This window comes from Streptomyces sp. NPDC104371 (genome assembly GCF_055583785.1).
This window is the reverse complement of the sequence record NZ_JBVJNF010000006.1, coordinates 467268-486457: the sequence shown is the minus strand read 5'-3', so window position 1 is coordinate 486457 and position 19190 is coordinate 467268. Positions and strand designations below refer to the sequence as shown.

Genomic DNA, 19190 nt, shown 5'->3' with positions numbered 1-19190 from the left:
TGAGTCCCGCATCTGAAGGGCCAGGATCGGCACGTTCGGTCCTGGCCCTTCGTCATGCCCATGCTTTTCGTGCGTAAAGTTTCCAATCCGCCCAGCAGTGGTGTAAGACTGACATGCCAGGTGTTACTGCAACAAACTCCTGACATGGACATATCGAAGTTTACGGATCAAACTACCGATCTTGGTGGTTGCCATGTTGAAATCGAAAGAAGTTTCGAACGGCAACACTTCGGGGTGATCCATGTCTTCGCATCGTCGTCGTCGACCTGCCGGTCTGGTTAAGACCAGCGCAGGAGCCGCCAGCATCGCCCTCACCATGGGCTGGCTGGCCTTCGTCGGAATCCGTGGACCAGTCCCAGACGACACAGCTAACGTCGACACCACCGTCGATGACGGTGGCCTCGACCGCCCCGCCAAGAAGCGCAGCGGCGCAAAGTCAGGGATGAAGGTCCCTGACGACTGGAAGACGATAGAAACCCAGGGCCAGCAGGCCGTCCAGGACGACGCCACAGCGCCTGCCGACACCCAGCCGGCCAACGTCCCCAGCCCCGCCCCGAACGACCCGCAGGCGCTCACTCAGGGCATCGCTCCGCCCTCATCCAGCAGTGCGCCCGTCACCCAGCCGGACACGGATAGGCCGAACGCCCCGGCCAAGCCCAAGGCGCCGGCCAAGAAGCCTCACCCCTCTACTCCAGTCCAGGCGCCACCCCGCGACAGCCGGCCGAAAGATGACGACGACTTCGGGCGGACCGTCACCGTCGTGCCGGACGACGATGACGAGCAGGGAGACTTCGACGGCGACGGAGACGAGGACGTGTTCGACCATCTCGGCCACCTGATCAACCAACTGAAGCCCAGGTTCGGGCCGATGCTGCGTCCAGCTCCGGTCCCGCCTGGCCTGTTCCAGTCCCCGTCAGAGCCGGATGAAACCCGGCCGGACGACCGGTCCAACACCCCGTCGTCGCCCGCTGATCCCGAGGTCTTCGAGGTGTAGCTCCGAGGCGGAACTGAGCCCTCCTCACTGCTGAGTTGAGGAGGGCTCGTTCGGCGTACGCTGGCTGGGAAGGGTGGTGACGCATGTCGGATGAACTCGCAAACAACGTACGGCGGTACCGACGCGCGAAGGGGCTCAGCCAAGAACAGCTTGCGCACCGAGCGGGCCTCTCGGTAGGGCCAGTCCGCAGGATCGAGCAAGGCGACGACGGGGTCCGCATGGAGACCCTTCACGCCCTCGCTCGTGCCCTCGGAGTGAAGACCTCAGACCTGATGTCGGCCGGGAACCCCCGTCCGATCCAGCTCGACGACCCGAACAGCCAGAACCTGCGCGAGCTACGTATCGCGCTCACCCCGGCGATCAGCCTCGGCCCGTCCGCCGCCCCGGCCGGCGAGGAGCCAGACCTGCGTCGGCTGCGGCGCATGGCGCACGACAGCGCCGTCCTCTACTACGGCGACAGTTACGCGAGCGTCGCCGCGGAGTTCCCGAACCTCATCAGGGCCGCAAACGACGCCGTGGCGTACTACGACTCCGGCGAGGAGCGCCTGAAGGCCCTCGTGGTCCGCTCCCAGGTGCTGCGGCTAATCAGCCAGTACCTGACGCAGATCAGGCAGTACGACCTCGCCTACAGCGCCGCTAGAGGCGCCATCGAGGACGGGCGCGAGGGCGGAGACCAGCTTGCCGCCGCCTCGGGAGTCGGCGGGATGTGCTGGACGCTCATCCGGACCGAGCGCTTCGACGAGGCCGAAGACATCGCCATCGCCGCGATGGACATCGTGGAGCCGAGAATCATGGGCGCCACCCCCGACGAATACGCGACGTGGGGCGGCCTGGCCATGGAGGCGGCGGCTGCGGCGGTGCGGAACAACCGTCCCGAGGAGGCCAAGGCCCTGCGGAAGGCCGCCGCCACTGCCGCGAAGGCGGTGGGCAAGACGCACAAGAACATCCTGCGTCACTGGTCGATGTTCGGTCCCGTCACGGTCACCATGAAGGAGCTGGAGGACTACATGATCGCGGGCGACGCGCGATCCGTGGTCCGCAAGTCCCGCGAGGAAGAGACCCTTCAAGAGAAGAACTGGAAGCGGCTCGGCGGACCAAGCACCAACGACGGGAACCGCTACCGCCTTGATGTGGCGCGAGCGCAGGTCCGCTCTGGTGACCCGACGGCCGCGATGGAGGACCTTTCGGCCCTGGCGACAACCGCGCCCGAGTGGTTCCGTCATCAGGCGTCCGCCGCTATCACCTTCGAGGAGATCGCGAAGAAGCGCCGGACCCTCACGGCAGAGATGCGTGAGGTGGCGGCCCACCTGGGCGTATTCGTCTAACTACACACCGCTGATGCACTTCTGACGGGCCGTCGTCCGAAGTGCATCGTTGCGTGCCTGGCTCGCCATCGTCGCCCCTCATAACGTCGAAGCATGGCCACGACGGAGAGAGATGGGACGGCCGTATCGCCCAACGACTGCGAGATCGGCACGCTGGTGTTGGACATCAGCAAGGACGTGCCCGGTGTAGTCATGGGCCACTACGGCGGAGACCGCGTGCAGCTTCGCCCTGTCGCGGGCGGCACGGAGTGGGACGCCTTCCGGGTAAGGCGCCTCACTGCGCGCGAGGAGCTGCGGGTTCGCAACTCGGCTCGCAACGAGATGACGAGGAAGGGCCTGTGAGCGGCCCGAAGGCGATCATCCGCCACGCCACGTGGAACCTCATACCCGACCGTGAGCCGGACGCCGAGCCCGTGACGCACCAGATGGAGTGCGCGGTATGCGGCGAGCAGTCGGGCGCCAACGGGTCGTGGGAGCCTCCCCAGACCTGGGCGCTGGAGCACTCCGGTCGTAACCCGAGCCACCACACCTATCGCGAGATCATCACCAGGCCCTGGCGCACCTGGATGCAGCGGTGATCGGCCGCTTACTGCGGCGCTACGCCGGGCCCGTCTTCATCTTCGTGATCACGGCCTCGATCGGCTACGTCTTCGCCGCTGCGTACCTGGTGATGAACCCCTGAGACCGGCCCCGCCCTTGCAGTCGTTCCCCCGTGACGCTCGGGCGGGGCCTTCCAGACGAAGGAGGCCGCCCCGTGGCCACCATCAAGGCCCCAGGCCATCCGGTCACGGCCTACGCGCTGATCACTGACCTTTCCGGACGGCTTCTAGCGGTCCGCGGTAAACGGGCCACCAAGTGGCACCTGCCGGGCGGCATCGTGGAGGCCGGTGAATCGCCGCTCGACGCGGTGTGCCGAGAGGTCCGCGAAGAGCTGGACCTGACGGCCGGCATACGCGAAACCGACCTGGTCCTGGTGGAGTGGATACAGTCGCGCACATCGGAGGCACGCCCCCGCCTCGTCTTCCTGTTCGCGGGGCCGGTGCTCGATGCCGCCAAGTCAGCGCAGATCTCGCTACAACATGCAGAGCTGGACGCGTGGCGCTGGATGCCGCGCGAGGACTTTCCGGCCCTGCTGCATCCGACCGTAGCCCGACGGGTCGTGAATCCGTTACAGCTTCCCGGAGGGTCCACCTACCGGGAGAGACGAATAGAAGGGACAACCCCGCAGTGACGTTCCCCAAGCGTGTGATGCGCATCGGCACTCGAAGCTCACCGCTGGCACTCGCCCAGGTCGACAACGTGTCGGACCTGCTCCGCAAGATCGAGCCCGATCTTCAGATCGAGGTCGTCCCCGTGACGACGGAGGCCGATCGGTGGCAGGGCGACCTGGCGCAACTCGGCGGCAAGGGCTTATTCGTACGTGAGATCGACCAGATGCTCCAGCACGGGCAGGTCGACATGGCCGTCCACTGCATCAAGGACGTGCCGGGCGATGTGCCGATGCCACGCGGCCTGATCTTCGCCGCGTACCTTCCCCGCGATGACGTGCACGACGTGCTGCTCGTTCCGGAGGGGTCCGACGTGAAGTCACTCGATGACCTCCCGGCTGGCGCCACTGTCGCCACGTCCGCCGTGCGCCGCAAGGCTCAGGTCAGTCGCGTGCGGCCGGACCTCAACGTCGTGCGGGTCCGCGGCCTGGTCGGTACGCGCATCGAAAAGCTCGACGGACACAAGCCCATGGATCACAAGCTGGACGCGATGATCCTGGCGCGGGCCGGGCTGGAACGCCTCGGCCTCGCCGACCGGGCCCGGTACGTCTTCGAGATCGGTGAGATGCTGCCTGCCGTGGGTGCCGGCGCGCTCGGGCTGGAGTGCCGCAGGGATGACGGCGATGTCGCCCATCTGCTCCAGCAGCTCAACCACGAGAAGACCATGACCGAGATCACCGCCGAGCGGGTCATGCTCCATGGTCTGCGCGGGCACTGCAACAGCCCCATCGCGGGGCACTGTGTCACAGACCCCGACGGGCAGCTCAGTCTGCGCGGCATGGTGTTCTCGCGCGACGGCTCGAAGTTCGTGCACGCCCAGTTCTGGGGCGAGTCGATGAACGACCCCGCCGTGCTGGGCAGCCGCGTGTGCGCCGAGCTGCTGCGGCAGGGCGCCCGAGACATCATCGAGGGCATCCCGCACTGACGCGGAAATAGGCGAAGACCCCCCACCCATCGCGGGCAGGGGGTCTTCGTGCGTCTGGTCAGCCGCCGAGCTTCTTCTGGAGCTTGGCCTGCTGCTTCATCAGCTTCGTCTGCTTCTTCGCCTGCTTCTTCGTGGCCTTGGTGTAGGCCGCGGTGCGCTCCTTGTCCGAGCGGAAGTCGACGGCGCCGAGCGTGCCGACGGAAAGGGTCTTGCGGATGATCCCCACGGTGGATGTTCTCCCCTGGTAGTGCTGTGGTGCCTGCGTCCCACACGAAGGGGGCGCACATGAACATCATGCACGCCCCCACTGACAACGGGCTTATCGGACTGGGCAGGCTCCGGTCGCACAGTTCTCGTCCGTCGAGTCCTCGATCGAGGTCAGCTCGTAGGCCGCGAACTCTTCGGCGGTGATCCGCTCGTACGGGGCCTGGGCTCGGGTGCCGTCCGGCATCAGGGTCGTGCCCTTCAGGTCCGGGAGCCACGACTGGATGATCGCGGCGGCCTCGTCGACCTCGTACTTGCCCTCGGGGAAGTTCGCCGTGAACGACACCGCGTTGTCCGCGTACTCGGCCTGGTACATGGCCTGGAAGGCGAGCATCGCGTTCAGGTCGATCTCGTCCGCCGACTCCACGATCGCCGGGTCATAGCCCATCGTCTCGACCTCGGCGACCAGCTTCTCCTTGGTCGGGTACGTGACGACCATGGTGTTACCGGACTGGTCATAGATGCACTGCTCGACCTCGAAGCCGTCGAGCATGGCCTGCTCGACCGTGGCGGCCTGGGCCGGGTCGGGCATCGAGAACCGGACGCGACGCTTGAAGTGACGGGCGTAGATCGGGTGGATGCCCTCGGTCACGCCGGGGAGCTTGGCGATCGAACCGGTCGGCGCCACCGTCGTGACCTTCACCGGCTCCGGGACACGGAGGGCGAAGGCGTACTCGCGGGCCTGGTCGCGGACCACGTCGTACAGGTCGTTCAGCAGGTTGCGGAACTCGTACCGGTGCGGGGCGTCGGAGTAGCGGATGCCCTGCTTGGCGAGGAACGCCTGCACTCCCAGGTGGCCGACGCCGACGCGCCGCTCGGTGTGCATGATGTGGCGCTGCTCGTCGTCGGTCATGTCGCCGTAGGTGGCCCGGATCAGGAAACGGGTCATCAACTCATGAGCCCGGCGTAGCCCCTTGCGGTCGACCGGATCGCCCTGACGCTTCGGGGCGAAGTGGTCTAGGTTCACGTGACCGAGCACGCACGCGCCGGTCGGGGGAAGCGCGATCTCGCCGCACGGGTTGGTGGCGATGACCTCGTTCACCTCACCCTCGTTGGAGTACGAGCTGTTCCAGTAGCCGGGCTCGCCGTTCAGCAACATGCCGGCGACCGCCTGATGGTGGACACGAGCGGCCTCGGAGTGCAGTCCGTGGGTCGGCTCGCTCAGGGCTCGGATGAACCGCTGGTCGATCTCGACCGAGATGTTCGTGGTCCAGTGCTTCGAGCCGTCCGCCTTGCACGCCAGGAAGTCGTCGATGAACGGGTCGTCCCAGGCGCAGATCGCCATGCGGGCCGAGCGGCGGACACCGCCCGAGACGACGCACTCCGCCACGGCGTGGTCGATCTCCATCGCCTCGGTGGGGGTGAGGTACGGGTAGACCGCCCACTCGCCGACCTCGCGGGCCGCCTTGGACAGGATGCGGCCGGCCTCCTGGAGCATCCGGGCGAAGGGTCCGGGGCCGCTCGCGGTGCCGCCGAACGTCTTCAGCCTGGAGCCCTTGCAGCGGACTCGGCTCACGTCGTACACGCGGTCGGCGTGCTTGACCTCGTCGTCCGTCATGAACGTGTCGATCAGGTCCACCAGGGCGTCGGCCCAGCCCTCGCGGGAGTCCTCGACCTCGAAGGCGCCGGCCCAGTCCGAGTCATACTCGGTGGACAGCAGACCCGCGGCCTTCATCTCCTCGTAGTCCTGGTGCGCCGGGTCGCATACGACGTGCACCTTCAGCTCGCGGCGCGGTGCGCCGTACTGCTTGAGGTACTTCGAGCTGTAGTTGGCTCCGACGCCGCCGCCTTCCATCAGGCGCATGAAGGTGAACTCGAAGTGCCGGGACAGCTTCTCGCCCCACGGGGCGACGTGGCAGTTGAACAGGTACTGCCTGCCCTTGATGCCCGTGGCCCACAGGTGCCGGCCGGCCGGGATGATGGCGAACTCGTCCATGTACGAGACCAGTTCGTCGTACTCGTCCTTGGCGGCCTGCGGCCAGGCGTCCATGTCGGTGCCGTGGACGAGGGCGAGGCTGCCCTTGGCGACGCGACGAACGGTGTCGGGCCACTGCTCCTTCGAGCCGTTGGCCAGGGTCCGGGAGTACGTCCGGTCGTAGACGACCTTGCCGGACGGGCCGAACGGGACGTCGAAGTTGGTGCTCACTAAGTGGGGTTCTCCTTGTCAGTCTTACACACTTGGGTCAGCGAGGGGGCGGGCCGCTACGCCCGCCCCGGTCCTCGCTTCGTTACGCGGCTGCCAGTTCCGGGAGGGAGTCGTAGCCGTCCACGTAGGTCTCGCCGTTCAGCCAGGCCGTCAGCTTCCCGACGCCCCGCTCCAGGTAGTAGGCGACCGTCTGGCGTCGCACTCCCAGGTAGGCGGCGATGGCCTCCTGGTCCTCGTCGAGCACGTACCGCAGGAGGACGCTCTGCCGTTCCCGCTCGCTCAGCTCGGTCTGCCTCCAGCCCCGCCGGACATCGGCGAGAGAGGCGTAGATGGTGTTGCCGTGGCTCGGGTCGCTGTAGCCCTTGGGCATCCCGTCCTCGACGTAGGTCTCGGACTTGATCCCGTAGGCGGCCTCGGGGTCGAACAGGTACGGCAAGACGTGCTCGACCTCGGCCCGCTGGTAGCCGGCCATCAGGCGGCACCGCCGGCCAGTGCCTCGTAGGAGGCGTGCGACGTGCGCCGCTTGGCCTCGGTGAGGAATTTGTCCCGCAGGCGCTGGTGCAGCCAGCGGTGCAGTACGCCGTTCCCCTGCGCGAGCGCGGCTCGCGCCTTGCGGTGACGGGTGACGAGGACGATCCGCGCCTCCTGGTAGGCGTCCTCGACCTCCAGGGTCAGGCCGTAGTCGCGGCCGAAGGAGCGGGCCACCGTACGGGCGATGTCGTCCACGCCCTCCTCGGCCAGCAGGGACCAGTCCGCGTGTGCGGCCTCCGCGGTCTCGGCTGTCGGGTTGTCGATCTCGATCAGGTTCACTGGCTGACTACCTCCTTCACGGGCACGCGCCCGTCCTTGGTCACCGCGACGATCAGTCCGGGGGCTCCGGTCGGCCCCTTCGAGTGGCGCCACCACGTCGACTCGGATTCCAGGGCCGGCACCTGGATGAAGGTGCGCGGGCCGTCCGCCTCGATGAACTCGTGGTGCAGGTGGCCGGCGAGCAGGATGTCCGCCTGGTGCATGGCGGAGTCCTTGTTGAACGCCTGGCCCTTCCACCAGTCGAAGTGTTTGCCGGGCCGGAACTGGTGGCCGTGCGCGTGGGCGACGACCGAACCGGAGCACTCGACCAGGACGATCAGCTCGTCCGTGTCCGGCGCGTAGAACTCGACGTGACCGAACTTGTCAGGGTTCAGGTCGGCCGCGTCCTTGACCGCGATCAGTGACTCCACGTCGTGGCTGTCGTCGTACCGGGTCACGCCCTTGCCGCTGATACGGACGGCCTGATCGTGGTTGCCGGGGACGGCCGCCATCGTCAGGCGGTTGACCAGCGGCGCGAAGGTGAGCAGCGCGTGCAGCTTCACCCGCCGGTCGAGGCGGATCTGCTCGGTCAGCGTCAGGCCGGTGCGCCAGGAGTTCGCGCCTCCCTGGGAGACGAACCCTTCGATGTGGTCGCCGAGCCAGGCGATGTGTACGTGCTCGATGTCGAAGCGCTCGCGGTACCAGGCCAGTTGCCGGGCGGCCTCGTTGATGCAGTCGATCGCGCGGGCCAGGGTGCCCTCGACTCCGTCGCCGTCGATCTTGCCGAACTGGGTATCCCCCAGGGCCACGATGAACGTGTGGTCGCCCTCGTGGTCGCTCGGGCCGGTGTCGATGGCGTGCCGCTCGATGATCTCCAGCAGCTCGTCGATCGACTCCCGCTCGATGGTCTCACTTACACACCTGCGGGCGAAGGAGAACCGGGTCGAGATCCCGGTGTCCCCGCTGGCCATCGTCCACTCCGAGGAGCGGAAGCCGGTGACCGTCCACTCCGCGGGGTTCAGGCCCTGCCGCTCCAGGACGGAGACGGCCTCGGACTCGTTGGCCTCGAAGGTCTCGCCGCGCACAGTGACGTCCGCACTGTCCCCGCTGATCTCGATCTGGCGGGTGAAGTCCTTGTCCGGGTTGGTCTTGCGGCCGGCGACCGGCGGGGCGGTCGGCTTGGCGAGCAGTGCGTCCACCAGGTCAGACACTGGTCACCCCCTCTCGGCGCAGTGCGCGCCTGTACGTACGGATGGTTGATGCGGAGACGGGATGGCCGTTCTGCGCGAGGATCGCTGAGATCACTTCTGCCGGGGTGCTGGAGGTGACGAGGGCCTGGACCAGGGCGGCCTTCTCCTCGTCCTCCAGCGCGGCGTGTATGGCCTCCAAGGTGGGGCCGGGCCTACCGGGCAGGCTCACGGCATCAGCCCCATCTCGGTGGCCCAGTACGCCTGGACCAGCTCGAAGGTTTCCTCGCGGGTGAAGCCTTCCTCGCGCAGCGCCTTACGCAGGTCGCCGACGATGGATGCCGCCCGCTTCACCGCGCCGTAGTGGTCGAAGACGAGGTCGGTGTCCGGCAGCTCCAGGCCCTCGATGTCCTCGAACTCCTCGTCGCTCACCGGGCGGCCCCGTCGAGCTGCTGCACCTTGGCCAGGGCGACGGCGGCCAGATGAAGCAGGGCCTGGCGCAGCTTGGCCGGGTCATCCTGGGCGAGCGCGTCCGAGGCGTTCGTCATCAGGGCGGAGTCCAGGCCCCCGCCGGCCTTCATCGAGTGGTCGGCCCAGGACTCGGCCCGCAGCCCGTAGTGGGCTCGGGCCTGGCCGGGCACGTCCCTCAGATGGGCGGCCGGCACGCGAGCGATGAGCGGCTTGACCTCGTCGACCAGCCTGGTCATCGGGTCGGCCGGCTTCCGCGGTGCGCGCTTCGGCTTCTCGGTCGTCATGGTCTCGATAGGCTGTCCCACTATCACACCTCTTCGTTGATCAGGGACAGGAGCGCTTCTGCGCCGCCTGCCATGTAGGTGTCGGTCACGTCGCCCGCTCGCAGCCGTACGGCCTTCGCGGAGCGGAGCTGGCGGGTGATCTTCGCCGAGAACTCGGCGCCGGCCTCGTCTGGATCTCCCCACACCCATACGCGGGAGAACCCGGCCAGCATCCTGCGGTGGCGTCCCTGCCACACGTTGGCGCCGGGGGCGCCCACTGCGTGCAGTCCGACCTTGCGCAAGATCCGGGCGTCCAGCTCGCCCTCGGTGACGTGGATCGTGTCGCCGGCCTGATGGATGGCGTCGACCCCGTACATGCGCGGGATGTCGTCCTTGATGGTGTTGTACTTGCCGTGAAAGAAGTCCCGGTGGTTGTGCTCCTGGAGGCAGCGGAACCGGATCGTCAGCGGCTTGCCGTTGCGGTCCAGGTATGGGATCGCCAGCATGTTGCGGTACTTCGCATGGCCGGGGAGCGGGTCAGCGACGACGCCAAGTCGGGCTGAAACTGCCTCCTCCCGACCGATTCCCCTTGCGTGCAGATACTGAGCGACCTCCGCCGTAAGCGCTCCTTCGTACGCCTCCGTCGCCTCTTCCAGCGTCTCCCTCTGGGAGGCCGAGAGTGGCCGCAAGGGCTCGTGCTCCTCGGAAATCGGTCTCCTCCTTCAACATGATCATCGTGTAACTGTCCCCGCCCTGGCCGCAGGAGTGGCACTTCCACAGGCCGGCGTCGATCTTGTAGGACATCGACGGGGTGTTGTCCTCGTGGAGCGGGCAGTGGGCCATGCCCGTGTTCCGCTCCGAGTTGAAGTCCAGCTCGTAGTGCTCCATCACGGAGTCGAGCGTGGGCTTCGCGTCCTGGCTGTCGTCGTGGTCGCGGTCTCCGACTCGGCGGTACCTCACAGCGTCACCTCGAAGAACTCCTCCACTCCCAGGGTCGCGGCCAGGTCTGCGTCCGGGTCTTCGATGTAGGCGAAGAACGCCTCCGCCTCGTCGAACGCCTTGTCGTAGTCGACGTCGTCCGTCCCCATGAAGCCGATCACTTCGGCTCCAGGCCGAAGTAGCGCTCTACCGTGGTGAGGACGTACGCCCGGCGCCAGTTGTGGCCGCGCCGCTTGACGATGACGACGCCTTCCACATCCTGTGGATCGAGCCCGCGGTTCTTGCGGAAGTGCTCGGCCTCCGCCTCCATCTCCTTGATGAAGGTCGACGGCTCGAACTTGGCGTTCTTGGCCTCGATGACCAGGTACTTGCCGAGCCGGCGGATGACCAGGTCGCCCTCATCGTCCGTGCCGTTGAGATGCAGCCGCTCGATGTCGTACTGCTCCCCGCGGAAGCCGTCCCGCAGGTCCGCTTCCCAGTCGGCACCCTTGCGCTTGTTCCGCGCTGCCGCGCCTGTCACTCTATCACACTCCGCTATGAGTTGAACGCGAACTTCGTCGGCGACCACTCCTCAGTCGCCGGGACCGCCTTCGCGGCCTGGATGATCTGCCTGGGCTCAGCACGGCGGAAGCGCGTGTACTCGGGCTCGCAGATCATCGTGGTGTAGCGCTGCGCCGTGGGGTCGCACGGCCCCATGCGCTGCTTGATGCAGGCGACGTGATACGCCATCGACGTCGGGTCCAGCGCGACGGACAGGGCCAGCTCGGGCTTCTCCGACAAGCCGCCCTTCACCTGGTCCCGTGAAGGCGGGTTCCACGGCTGCGTCTTGGCCTCCCACGCCTTGTCACTCGCGTGGTGCAGGATCATGACGGTCGCCCCGGTGTCACGAGCCAGCTCCGTGCAACCCTGCATGACGGCCATCTGCTCGGTGTAGTCCGACTCGGCGTTCTCGAAGTCCATCAGGTTGTCGAACACGATGACCTCGGGGTACGCGTCCCACAGCTCGATGTACGCCTCGATCTCCTCGTCGATCTGCCGCCAGGTGATCGGGCTGCCGAACGAGAAGGTGATCCGGCTGTCGGCCAGCGCATCGAGGTATGCCTGCCGGTACTTGCCGCCCTCCGCCATGCCGGCCTCGACCATCTCGGTCGTGTCCCTGGTGGCCATCGACGCCAGCCGTGATGACGCCGTGAAGGCGCTCATGTCGGCGGAGAAGTACAGCGTCGGCAGGTTCATCTGAGCGACCCAGAACAGGGCGAAGCCCGACTTCTGCGTACCGGAGCGGCCGGCAACCATCACGACCTCGCCGTGACGGGGGCGAACTCCAGCGGCGTACAGATCCTCGAACGCCTCTACGCGGGGAAGCTCTTTGCCCGACTCTGCATGGAGTGCCAGAGACCTACCAGGGGTGAGCACTTCGGGGGGTTCTCCTCTCCGAGGACGACGACTCGCCGGATGCCGGCGGAAGCGATGAGGGTGGTGCAGGCCGGACACGGCTTGCGGGTGGCGTACAGGGTGGCGGCCTGCAACTCGTACGGCGGGATGCCCTTGTCCAGGACGTCCTCGATCGCGTTGCGCTCGGCGTGTGTGGCCGCACAGTTGAAGTAGTTCGAGTCCCGCTCGCACTCCTCGACGGAGAGCAGACCGCGGGGGCAGTTACCGGCGCTCGCACAGCCGGGCAGACCCGGCGGCAGACCGTTGTAGCCGAGCCCGATCACTCGGTGCTTGCGGCTCAGGATCACGGCGCCCACCTGGGCGCGCGTACAGTCGGCTCGCGTCGACACGGCCTCGGCAAGACCCAAGGCCCACTCATCCCAGCTTGGTCGCACTGGGACCTCCTCTCTCGGGGCGAATCGCCCCGGCATCGACCCCCTTTCCGGTCGCTCGCCATGTCTTACTTACACACTCGGGTCAGTCGAAGTCGGGGGCGTCGTTCACGGCCGCCTCCGCCTTGGCCTCGCGCTCGTTGGCGTACGCGATGACCTTGTTGCGGACGGACGCGTCGGTCAGCGGACGCCACACCCACGCCGGACGCTGGCCCGGCTTCTTCGGGGGGATCTGGTCGAGGGTCACGATCGTGGCGCCGCCGACGATGGTCTCCAGGTCGCGGGCGAGGATCGTCTGCTCGATGCGCTGGCCCTTGGTGATCTCGGGGGTGCCGGCGTCGAGCTGGCCCTGGTCGCGGAAGACGGTGATGTCTGCGAGGACGGAGTCCTTCGGGCCGTTCGGGGTGGGGCGCTGTCGCTCGAAGGAGTGGACCTCGACGAGGAAGGCCACAGAGCCGTGCACGTCCGCCGGCTTGAACCAACCGCCAGCCTGGACCGGGATGTCGATGATGTTGAGAGCCACTAAGTTCGTTCTCCTTGTGTTCGGTGAAGGTGTTCGGTGTTACTGCGGTGAGGTCAGGCCGGGAGGGACTTGCCCTTGGCCTTGTAGGCGTCCATGACGGACGAGTCAGAGAAGAAGGACTGGTTCGCCGCCCAGACCTTCTTGAGGTCGGCGCGGTTCGTCTGCTTGGCGATCTCGCCCAAGATCCAGGCGTTCTTGTCCTGCTCGGGCGTGGAGGCCGGCGCCTGGTCGGCGATGGTGACCGGCTGGCTCGTGCCGATGCTGGCCCACGGGTCACCCTGCGGCTTCGGCTTGGCCGGCTCCGCCAGCTCCTGTGCGATGACCGTCGCTCCGAGCTGGGAGGCGATCAGGCCCTTGCCGTGCGCCAGGTTCGTCGCGTTGGTGACGATGTCTGATAGCGTCAGGCCAGTCACACTATCACGATCGATGCCGAAGAAGTCCAGGATGTCTTCGCGGACCTCCCCCGCGTTCCCCTTGAAAACGGCCCACGTGTCGTCGTAGCTCTTGCCGTACTTGATGGTGACGGTGATACCTCGGGCTTCACTCACTCGCTCTGTCGTTCCTCTCTCGCGGACCTTGTCACTCTATCACACTCTCAGGCGACTGAAGCGGCTTTGCTCGATGTGACCTGCGCCACGAACCGCTTCATCGCCTTGCGCCCCTTGGAGCGTAGCTCCCGGATGCGAAGCGCCAGCTCAGCGGCCTCCCACCCGAGATTCAGGTCGACCCAGTACAGCGTGCACTCCCCCTTGCCCGCAGGCAGGTGGATGATGATGCCCCAGTCCTGGTTGACCGTCGGCAGCGGACTGTACGCCGCCTCCGCCTCTTGTAGTTCTATCACACGCTTCTTGAAAGAAGCGACCGCGGACTTGTCCTGGGCGTTCACCGGGAAGCGCGCGAAGTCGTACTTCACCCCGCGCGAGTAGCACGCGAGCTGTGCCGCCATCTTCAGGCCGCCGTAGTCCACGGAGCCCGTCTTCACGTCACAGATGAAGTTGCCCGAGACCGGCTCGCCGTCAGGCCCAGGCCCGTCATACTCGGCCATGCGGTCGAAGGTGCCGGCCACGCCCAACTCGTCGACCACGACGAACTGTTCGACGGCAACCACCTTCAGCGGGGACGTCTCCATGAGGTACGCCGCCATGTCCTCGACGTCCTGAGCGGGCAGGCCGGCGGGTAGCGGTTGGCCGGCGTCCACCAGCTCCGACAGCGTGTGCAGGTGCGTACCGCGCTCGCGCTTGTCGTTGGCGCCCGAGGCGTCGGTCGCCTGCTCGGCTAGGCCGTTGAGCGTCTTCTTGTCCGCCGGGTCCTCGGGGTTGAGGGGCCGCGCCTTCTCCACCAGGTCCGGGCGCTTCGTCGCGCCGACCAGGACCATACGCTTGCCCCAGTCGATGAGGGCCGACTTGTCCTCGATGCAGTCGATGAACGTCGTCGTGCGGGTGTAGCCCTTCGGCTTGCCGCCGCCCCTCGGGACGACGATCGGCCGGCCCCAACCGTCACGCGGTACAGAGTGGTTCGGGTGGACGGGGGCTTGCGGGATGTCGATCAGGTTCAGGCTCACGCGCTCACGCCCTCGGGGTCGGTCTCGCACAGGTACTGGACGATGTTGCCGTCCTCGTCAAACTCGGGTTCGTACTCAAAGTCGTCGACCAGCTCCAACCCCATCTGCGCCAGGAAGTCGAGCAGTTCCTTCATGATCCTGGTGTCGTAGCCGTCGGCGTCGGTCACGAGCCGGTAGTCCTCTTCCTCGTAGTCGATGAAGACCTTGATGCGCCCCTCGTCCGCGACGAGGTTCGTTCGCTCAAGGACTGCTGCACGCACTGCCCCACCCCCAGGGTGTGTAAGTATGACCAACCGATGGACGGATCTTTGCACACGGTGAGCGCGACCGTCAAGCTGGCAAAGATTTAAGTTCGGTTAGAACTTACACGTGATCTTGTATGTCACACGTAAGTAGTTGAACCCTCCAGCAACACAAAAGACCCCCTCCGAAAAGGGGGTCTTACCAGATCCAGGGCGACTGCGGATCAGGCAGAACGCTCATCAGCGTTCCGGCGCAAGGTGGTCTTCTGTTCCGGCTGGCGGATGATGTCCTCATCCGATTCCTCGCGCGGCACGTAGAAGAAACCGTCAACGGTGTCCGGGTCGTAGTGAACGACCGCGTTCTCCTCGTCCAGCATCTGACGCCAGGAGTCCAGGCGCTTCAGGTTGCCCTCGGAGATTTCCAGGCCAGCGCGCTTGCGGCCTTCGATGCGCAGCATCATCAGCGGATAGAGCTGACGGTGCTCCTTATTCACCGCCCACGGAATCAGCTCGTCGTTCCGGGCGATGCGGCGGTCCAGCCCGCGCCGGTAACGGAAGTTACCCCACGCGGAAGGCTTCATATCGATGTTGTACTTCCGCTTGTATTCCTCGGTCATCGCCTTGTAGGTCCAGCCCTCCCTGAACCATCTGATGACTTCCTGCTCGTCCTGGATCTTCTTCGCGCCCATCTTGTTCCCCTCCGTGAAGTTCAGACCGCGAATCGGATAACCTCTCCGCTTCGCGTCGCACTTACACTGGCATTACTTACATGATCTTGTCAACCTCACACACCGGTACACTCAGTGTGCCGCCGCGAGCCATCAGGAGCAAGGGATGAAGATCAAAGTCGAGGTCACTGCGTGCGACCTGGACAAGGAGATGCCGGCCAAGACGTACGCGATCACGGTCGACGGCGAGACGCACGAGCTGGACCTGTGCGCCAAGGACGCCAAGCCGATCGAGGAGTTGATCACCGCCTCACTCAAGGCCCGAGAGGAAGAGCCGGCCGCGAAGATCGCGGTCCCTCCTATGCAGTTCACGCCGCCCGCGCCTCCCCCGCGCAAGGTCGCTGCCGCGCCGAGCACGGCCAAGAAGGCAGCCGTACCAGCCAAAAAGGCAGGTGGCAGGCGCCGCCCCAAGATCGTCAGCATGGCCGAGATCGAGGCGCAGAAGGCCGCCCAGCAGGCCGAGAACTGAGACGCGAAGAACGCCCCCGCCGACCACATCAGGTCAGCGGGGGCGTTCTGTGTTACTCGTCGTCGGTCTCGCCGTTCGGCTGCACATACACACCCAGTGCGGTCAGTGCATGGACCGCGGCGGCCACCTTCGGCTCGTCGGCGAAGTACAGGGTGGCCAGGCCGGCGAGCGCGCCGAGTGTGGCGACGACCGCCTTGGCGTACGGCTGCCACGTCTTCGGCAGGAGCGGAAGGATCAGGGCAGCGGGCTTCTTGTGCCTGGCCACTGGCATCACGCCTTCACGGTGAAGCCGCGCTTGTCGCCGAGCTTCTTCAGTGTGGTCGAGCCGGGGATGCCGTCCGCGTCCGCGCCCGAGAAGCCGAGCTTGCGCTGCCAGGCCGCGTACGCCGCGACGGTCGTCGAGCCGAAAGAGCCGTCCTTCGCGTACGTCGCGGACAGCAGGCCCTCCTTGTTCAGCGCGGCCTCGACGATCTTCACATCAGCCGCGTGCGTGGTGCCGCCCTGCGGGAGGCCGGGGTCACGCTTCGCCGCAGCGACCACGTTTGCCACGCTCACGGACGGCTTCGAGGGGGCCGGCGCCGGGGCGGACGTACCGCCGGCCAGCGCGATCAGGCGGGCAACCGGGAAGTTGCCGGGGTCGCCGTGGTCGTTCTCCGGAACGTGCTGGTGACCGCAGATCCCGTTGAAGTTCGTCCACTCGGAGAACGACATGCGCTGACCGTTCTTCGATCCGTAGCTCGACGGGTACGACAGCCACGGCTTCGAGGTGGACTTCAGCGGGATCGGGTAGGTGGCGGTCAGCCACTTCACCAGCTTGGCCAGGCCGGCGAGCTGGGCATCGGTGGCCTTCGGCCAGAAGACGCCAGGGCCGCCCGAGTCGCAGGTGCCCACCAACTCGATCTGCACCGCGTTCAGTGTGTTGGTCTGCACGCCGCCGGGCGCGTTGACCAGAGCGCGAGCGGACTCGTTGGCGTAGAAGTGCTGACGCACCGAGCCGTCCGCCTTGACGGTGAACGTCGGCGCCACGGAGCCGCCCGAGTAGTCCGGCCAGCTACCGCCCTCAGTGGTGTGCAGGACGATCACGTTCGGGTGCGGCATGGTGTCGCCGGGGTACTTCGAGTGGAACCACTGCGAGGTGCTGTCCGCACCGGGGTAGATGTGCGCAGTCACGAAAGGGTGCCTCCTTCAGGCATGACGAAGGCCCCGCCCCCGAGCTGGGGACAGGGCCTTCGAGAGGGATGGGTCAGGCCGCGGTGGCGGCCACGTGGTCGTCGAGCCGTTCAGCCACCGCCAGGCGCTCGCGGCGCTCGTGGGCGATGTCCGAGCGGAGGCCGGCGATCTCCTCGCCGTGCCGCTCCTGGAGCGCAAGAACCCGGTCGATGCGGTGAGCCACCGCGTCCAGGTCGTCGCGCAGATTCGTCGAGTGGGTGTTGGCCACCTGGTCCCGCGCCTCGGCCGCGTGCTCGCGGACCTCGTTGATCGCGTTGGACTGGCGGCGCAGCAGCTCGACGACGACGCCGACCAGGGCGACCGCCACCGTGCTGCCAGCCGTCACGACGGAGACCTGAACGGTCGGGTCGAGCGCGAGGGGCGCGGTCACGCCTTGGCCTCCAGGGCGGCCAGGCGCTCGGACAGGTCAGCGATCTGTGCGGCCTGGCGCTGCACGACCGGCACCAGGGCGACGCCCAGCAGGTCGTAGCGCAGGCCGTCCACCTCGCCGTCGAGGTAGTTGATCAGCCAAGGCAGGTGCGGCTCGACCTCTTCGGCGATCAGGCCGACCTCGTCCTTGTTGCCCTCCCGTACGGTCCCCCGGTCGTCGACCGTGGTCTTGCGGTCGTAGATCACCGGGCGCAGCGCCAGGACGCCGTCGGGGTCAACCTCGAAGTCGCGGACGTTCTCCTTGAACTTGATCGAGGAGGTGTTGCGGCAGAAGTTGTGGGAGCCGTCGACCCACACCGCGTAGTAGGTGCCGCTCCCGCCGACGCTGTACGAGTGCGGCCGATCGGAGCCGTTGGCCCGGCTGATCGTGCCGCCCGAGGTCAGGTAGTTCGAGTGGGAGTGAGACGACGGCGCGAACGTGGTCGGCTTGGAGGTGATCGACGCCCAGGTGTGCGAGTGGGTGGCCGGCGCGAACGTGGACGGCTTGCCCGTGATCGAGTCCCACGTGTGGGTGTGCGAGCTGGGCGCGTAGGTCGCCGGCTTGTTCAGCACGTCCGCCCAGTCGTGCGTGTGCGCACTCGGCTTGAACGTGGTCGGCTTGTTGTTGACCTCGGTCCAGTCGTGCGTGTGCGGGGCCGGAACGAAGTCGTTGGGCCGACCGCTGATGGACGACCAGGTGACGGTCGGCGCAAGGTCGTTCCACCTGGTGCCGTCCCAGAACTCCCAGGCGTTGGTCGAGGTGTTCAGGCCGAGCCGGCCGATCCGCGGGTTCTCCGGTCGGGTGGCCGTGGTCCAGCCACCCACCGTGTTGCCGATGAACCGGCGCTCACTCGTCACGGCCGTGGCCGTGATAGTGGCCGCACCCACGGCGACGTTGACCTGGGCCAGCGGGAACTCGTAGACGTTGGTGTCGGACTGGGTCAGGGCCGGCACTCCACCGCCGGGCGTCCCCTTAACCACGGCGATCGTGATCTGGTTCGCGGCCGGGTCCAGACGCAGCACGATGCGGTCGATGCGGACGCTCGTCGAGGCCGCTTCGATCGGGACGATCTCGGTGTCCGTGGACTGCACCGCATGTCCGCGCACCAGCGCGAAGCCGGGATTCACCTTGACCTGCATCCCGGAGCTGTCGGCGTAGACGCCGAAGGCCGAGCCGTTGACGCTGTCGGCGACGCCGGTCGACTGAAGCTCGCGGAACAGGTACGAGAACTGACCCTCGCTGACGGCCTGGTCGTCGAAGGGGTAGGAGGTTATAGACACTCGGGGGGTCCTTCCGGGGGAACGGAAAGGCCCCCGAGATCAGTGCTCGGGGGCCTTGCGGGAGGGGTGCGGCAGATGGTCAGGCTTGGATGGAGACCTGGGTCTTCGTTTCCGAGATCTCCTCGCCGGCCGCGAAGGCGTAGTAGCCGGGGAAGGCTCCGCCGCGCGGGAGGTTGGCGATGATGGCGTCCAGGGCCGCCTTGACGATCTGGGACCGCTGCTCGTTGGAGAGGCCGCCGAGCGGGTCGACGCCGGCCGCGTCGGTGAACGAGACGCGGACCTTGTCGTAAGCCTTCTCGTCGCTGGTTCCGAATCGGACGACGCCGCCAGTCACAAGAGACACTGCTGAGT

The 19190-nt window shown here is 66.8% G+C and carries 31 protein-coding genes; 7 read left to right on the top strand and 24 right to left on the bottom strand.

The genetic code is table 11. The features are described 5' to 3' along the window. Positions 1–316: 316 nt before the first annotated feature. The 6 genes from ACZ60T_RS21655 to hemC all read left to right on the top strand — a co-directional run bounded on the left by ACZ60T_RS21655 (position 317) and on the right by hemC (position 4512). Positions 317–994 carry a hypothetical protein gene (locus ACZ60T_RS21655; RefSeq protein WP_469667334.1) on the top strand — a complete coding sequence of 226 codons (678 nt, stop codon included), beginning with the start codon at positions 317–319 and terminating at the stop codon, positions 992–994. 83 nt (positions 995–1077) lie between these two features. Continuing rightward, positions 1078–2319: a helix-turn-helix domain-containing protein gene (locus ACZ60T_RS21650; protein ID WP_469667332.1), complete on the top strand. Its 1242-nt coding sequence runs from the start codon at positions 1078–1080 to the stop codon at positions 2317–2319. Between the two features lie 93 nt (positions 2320–2412). After that, positions 2413–2661 carry a hypothetical protein gene (locus tag ACZ60T_RS21645; protein ID WP_469667331.1) on the top strand — a complete coding sequence of 83 codons (249 nt, stop codon included), beginning with the start codon at positions 2413–2415 and terminating at the stop codon, positions 2659–2661. Beyond that, positions 2658–2897, top strand: coding sequence for a DUF7848 domain-containing protein (locus tag ACZ60T_RS21640; protein ID WP_469667329.1), 240 nt, complete (start codon positions 2658–2660; stop codon positions 2895–2897). The genes ACZ60T_RS21645 and ACZ60T_RS21640 overlap by 4 nt, the downstream gene beginning before the upstream one ends. Positions 2898–3073: 176 nt before the next feature. Further along, complete coding sequence (locus tag ACZ60T_RS21635) at positions 3074–3550, top strand: NUDIX domain-containing protein (RefSeq protein WP_469667327.1); 477 nt, start codon at positions 3074–3076, stop codon at positions 3548–3550. Positions 3551–3567: 17 nt separating this feature from the next. After that, positions 3568–4512 (top strand): hydroxymethylbilane synthase, encoded by a 945-nt coding sequence (gene hemC / locus ACZ60T_RS21630; protein WP_469667373.1) that lies wholly within the window; start codon positions 3568–3570, stop codon positions 4510–4512. Positions 4513–4570: 58 nt separating this feature from the next. Here the strand turns inward: hemC and ACZ60T_RS21625 are convergent, their stop codons facing one another. From ACZ60T_RS21625 to ACZ60T_RS21535, 19 genes are all read right to left on the bottom strand, one after another. After that, positions 4571–4738: a hypothetical protein gene (locus tag ACZ60T_RS21625; RefSeq protein ID WP_469667325.1), complete on the bottom strand. Its 168-nt coding sequence runs from the start codon at positions 4736–4738 to the stop codon at positions 4571–4573. Between the two features lie 93 nt (positions 4739–4831). Continuing rightward, positions 4832–6922 (bottom strand): ribonucleoside-triphosphate reductase, adenosylcobalamin-dependent, encoded by a 2091-nt coding sequence (gene nrdJ, locus ACZ60T_RS21620; protein WP_469667323.1) that lies wholly within the window; start codon positions 6920–6922, stop codon positions 4832–4834. Between the two features lie 82 nt (positions 6923–7004). Continuing rightward, positions 7005–7394 carry a sigma factor-like helix-turn-helix DNA-binding protein gene (locus ACZ60T_RS21615; protein ID WP_469667321.1) on the bottom strand — a complete coding sequence of 130 codons (390 nt, stop codon included), beginning with the start codon at positions 7392–7394 and terminating at the stop codon, positions 7005–7007. Next, positions 7394–7732, bottom strand: a complete 339-nt coding sequence (locus ACZ60T_RS21610; protein ID WP_469667320.1) for a hypothetical protein — start codon at positions 7730–7732, stop codon at positions 7394–7396. The genes ACZ60T_RS21615 and ACZ60T_RS21610 overlap by 1 nt, the downstream gene beginning before the upstream one ends. Beyond that, positions 7729–8922 carry a hypothetical protein gene (locus tag ACZ60T_RS21605; protein ID WP_469667319.1) on the bottom strand — a complete coding sequence of 398 codons (1194 nt, stop codon included), beginning with the start codon at positions 8920–8922 and terminating at the stop codon, positions 7729–7731. Before ACZ60T_RS21605 ends, ACZ60T_RS21610 begins: the two co-directional genes overlap by 4 nt. Beyond that, the gene (locus tag ACZ60T_RS21600) at positions 8915–9130 is read right to left on the bottom strand and encodes a hypothetical protein (RefSeq protein ID WP_469667318.1); all 216 of its coding nucleotides are present in this window, start codon (positions 9128–9130) and stop codon (positions 8915–8917) included. The genes ACZ60T_RS21605 and ACZ60T_RS21600 overlap by 8 nt, the downstream gene beginning before the upstream one ends. Beyond that, entirely contained in the window at positions 9127–9330 is a 204-nt protein-coding gene (locus ACZ60T_RS21595) for a DUF7187 family protein (RefSeq protein WP_469667317.1), read from the bottom strand. The genes ACZ60T_RS21600 and ACZ60T_RS21595 overlap by 4 nt, the downstream gene beginning before the upstream one ends. Then, positions 9327–9674, bottom strand: a complete 348-nt coding sequence (locus tag ACZ60T_RS21590; protein ID WP_469667316.1) for a hypothetical protein — start codon at positions 9672–9674, stop codon at positions 9327–9329. Before ACZ60T_RS21590 ends, ACZ60T_RS21595 begins: the two co-directional genes overlap by 4 nt. 2 nt (positions 9675–9676) lie before the next feature. Beyond that, positions 9677–10138 carry a toprim domain-containing protein gene (locus tag ACZ60T_RS21585; protein ID WP_469667315.1) on the bottom strand — a complete coding sequence of 154 codons (462 nt, stop codon included), beginning with the start codon at positions 10136–10138 and terminating at the stop codon, positions 9677–9679. Positions 10139–10169: 31 nt separating this feature from the next. Next, positions 10170–10475, bottom strand: coding sequence for a CHC2 zinc finger domain-containing protein (locus ACZ60T_RS21580; RefSeq protein ID WP_469667371.1), 306 nt, complete (start codon positions 10473–10475; stop codon positions 10170–10172). A 113-nt stretch (positions 10476–10588) separates the two neighbouring features. Continuing rightward, positions 10589–10732: a DUF7215 family protein gene (locus ACZ60T_RS21575; protein WP_469667313.1), complete on the bottom strand. Its 144-nt coding sequence runs from the start codon at positions 10730–10732 to the stop codon at positions 10589–10591. Further along, positions 10729–11091 carry a hypothetical protein gene (locus ACZ60T_RS21570; RefSeq protein ID WP_469667312.1) on the bottom strand — a complete coding sequence of 121 codons (363 nt, stop codon included), beginning with the start codon at positions 11089–11091 and terminating at the stop codon, positions 10729–10731. Before ACZ60T_RS21570 ends, ACZ60T_RS21575 begins: the two co-directional genes overlap by 4 nt. Before the next feature lie 14 nt (positions 11092–11105). Continuing rightward, entirely contained in the window at positions 11106–11987 is an 882-nt protein-coding gene (locus ACZ60T_RS21565) for an AAA family ATPase (RefSeq protein ID WP_469667311.1), read from the bottom strand. Further along, entirely contained in the window at positions 11924–12436 is a 513-nt protein-coding gene (locus ACZ60T_RS21560; RefSeq protein ID WP_469667310.1) for a deoxycytidylate deaminase, read from the bottom strand. Before ACZ60T_RS21560 ends, ACZ60T_RS21565 begins: the two co-directional genes overlap by 64 nt. Positions 12437–12482: 46 nt before the next feature. Next, positions 12483–12920: a hypothetical protein gene (locus tag ACZ60T_RS21555; protein WP_469667308.1), complete on the bottom strand. Its 438-nt coding sequence runs from the start codon at positions 12918–12920 to the stop codon at positions 12483–12485. Positions 12921–12973: 53 nt separating this feature from the next. Further along, on the bottom strand, positions 12974–13468 hold the full coding sequence (locus ACZ60T_RS21550; protein WP_469667307.1) for a hypothetical protein: 495 nt from the start codon (positions 13466–13468) through the stop codon (positions 12974–12976). Between the two features lie 47 nt (positions 13469–13515). Continuing rightward, positions 13516–14481 (bottom strand): hypothetical protein, encoded by a 966-nt coding sequence (locus ACZ60T_RS21545; protein WP_469667305.1) that lies wholly within the window; start codon positions 14479–14481, stop codon positions 13516–13518. Then, entirely contained in the window at positions 14478–14741 is a 264-nt protein-coding gene (locus ACZ60T_RS21540) for a hypothetical protein (RefSeq protein WP_469667303.1), read from the bottom strand. The genes ACZ60T_RS21545 and ACZ60T_RS21540 overlap by 4 nt, the downstream gene beginning before the upstream one ends. Before the next feature lie 206 nt (positions 14742–14947). Continuing rightward, positions 14948–15412, bottom strand: coding sequence for a hypothetical protein (locus ACZ60T_RS21535; RefSeq protein ID WP_469667301.1), 465 nt, complete (start codon positions 15410–15412; stop codon positions 14948–14950). 145 nt (positions 15413–15557) lie between these two features. Here ACZ60T_RS21535 and ACZ60T_RS21530 point away from each other — a divergent pair, with 145 nt between their 5' ends. After that, entirely contained in the window at positions 15558–15920 is a 363-nt protein-coding gene (locus ACZ60T_RS21530) for a hypothetical protein (protein WP_469667300.1), read from the top strand. 52 nt (positions 15921–15972) lie between these two features. Here ACZ60T_RS21530 and ACZ60T_RS21525 read toward each other — a convergent pair whose 3' ends face one another. From ACZ60T_RS21525 to ACZ60T_RS21505, 5 genes are all read right to left on the bottom strand, one after another. Continuing rightward, positions 15973–16185 carry a DUF7439 family protein gene (locus tag ACZ60T_RS21525; RefSeq protein WP_469667299.1) on the bottom strand — a complete coding sequence of 71 codons (213 nt, stop codon included), beginning with the start codon at positions 16183–16185 and terminating at the stop codon, positions 15973–15975. A 5-nt stretch (positions 16186–16190) separates the two neighbouring features. Continuing rightward, positions 16191–17090, bottom strand: a complete 900-nt coding sequence (locus ACZ60T_RS21520; RefSeq protein WP_469667298.1) for an N-acetylmuramoyl-L-alanine amidase — start codon at positions 17088–17090, stop codon at positions 16191–16193. Positions 17091–17163: 73 nt separating this feature from the next. Further along, positions 17164–17520 (bottom strand): DUF2746 domain-containing protein, encoded by a 357-nt coding sequence (locus tag ACZ60T_RS21515; protein ID WP_469667296.1) that lies wholly within the window; start codon positions 17518–17520, stop codon positions 17164–17166. Then, positions 17517–18839: a tail fiber domain-containing protein gene (locus ACZ60T_RS21510; protein WP_469667295.1), complete on the bottom strand. Its 1323-nt coding sequence runs from the start codon at positions 18837–18839 to the stop codon at positions 17517–17519. Before ACZ60T_RS21510 ends, ACZ60T_RS21515 begins: the two co-directional genes overlap by 4 nt. 79 nt (positions 18840–18918) lie before the next feature. Beyond that, positions 18919–19182 carry a hypothetical protein gene (locus tag ACZ60T_RS21505; RefSeq protein WP_469667294.1) on the bottom strand — a complete coding sequence of 88 codons (264 nt, stop codon included), beginning with the start codon at positions 19180–19182 and terminating at the stop codon, positions 18919–18921. Positions 19183–19190 lie beyond the last annotated feature (8 nt).

Coding starts and splice junctions, on each gene's coding strand:
- ACZ60T_RS21655 (WP_469667334.1), top strand. CDS start 317: ATGGGCTGGCTGGCCTTCGTCGGAATCCGTGGACCAGTCCCAGACGAC.
- ACZ60T_RS21650 (WP_469667332.1), top strand. CDS start 1,078: ATGTCGGATGAACTCGCAAACAACGTACGGCGGTACCGACGCGCGAAG.
- ACZ60T_RS21645 (WP_469667331.1), top strand. CDS start 2,413: ATGGCCACGACGGAGAGAGATGGGACGGCCGTATCGCCCAACGACTGC.
- hemC (WP_469667373.1), top strand. CDS start 3,568: ATGCGCATCGGCACTCGAAGCTCACCGCTGGCACTCGCCCAGGTCGAC.
- ACZ60T_RS21615 (WP_469667321.1), bottom strand. CDS start 7,394: ATGGCCGGCTACCAGCGGGCCGAGGTCGAGCACGTCTTGCCGTACCTG.
- ACZ60T_RS21585 (WP_469667315.1), bottom strand. CDS start 10,138: ATGCTGGCGATCCCATACCTGGACCGCAACGGCAAGCCGCTGACGATC.
- ACZ60T_RS21580 (WP_469667371.1), bottom strand. CDS start 10,475: ATGGCCCACTGCCCGCTCCACGAGGACAACACCCCGTCGATGTCCTAC.
- ACZ60T_RS21560 (WP_469667310.1), bottom strand. CDS start 12,436: ATGCCGGGGCGATTCGCCCCGAGAGAGGAGGTCCCAGTGCGACCAAGC.
- ACZ60T_RS21535 (WP_469667301.1), bottom strand. CDS start 15,412: ATGGGCGCGAAGAAGATCCAGGACGAGCAGGAAGTCATCAGATGGTTC.
- ACZ60T_RS21530 (WP_469667300.1), top strand. CDS start 15,558: ATGAAGATCAAAGTCGAGGTCACTGCGTGCGACCTGGACAAGGAGATG.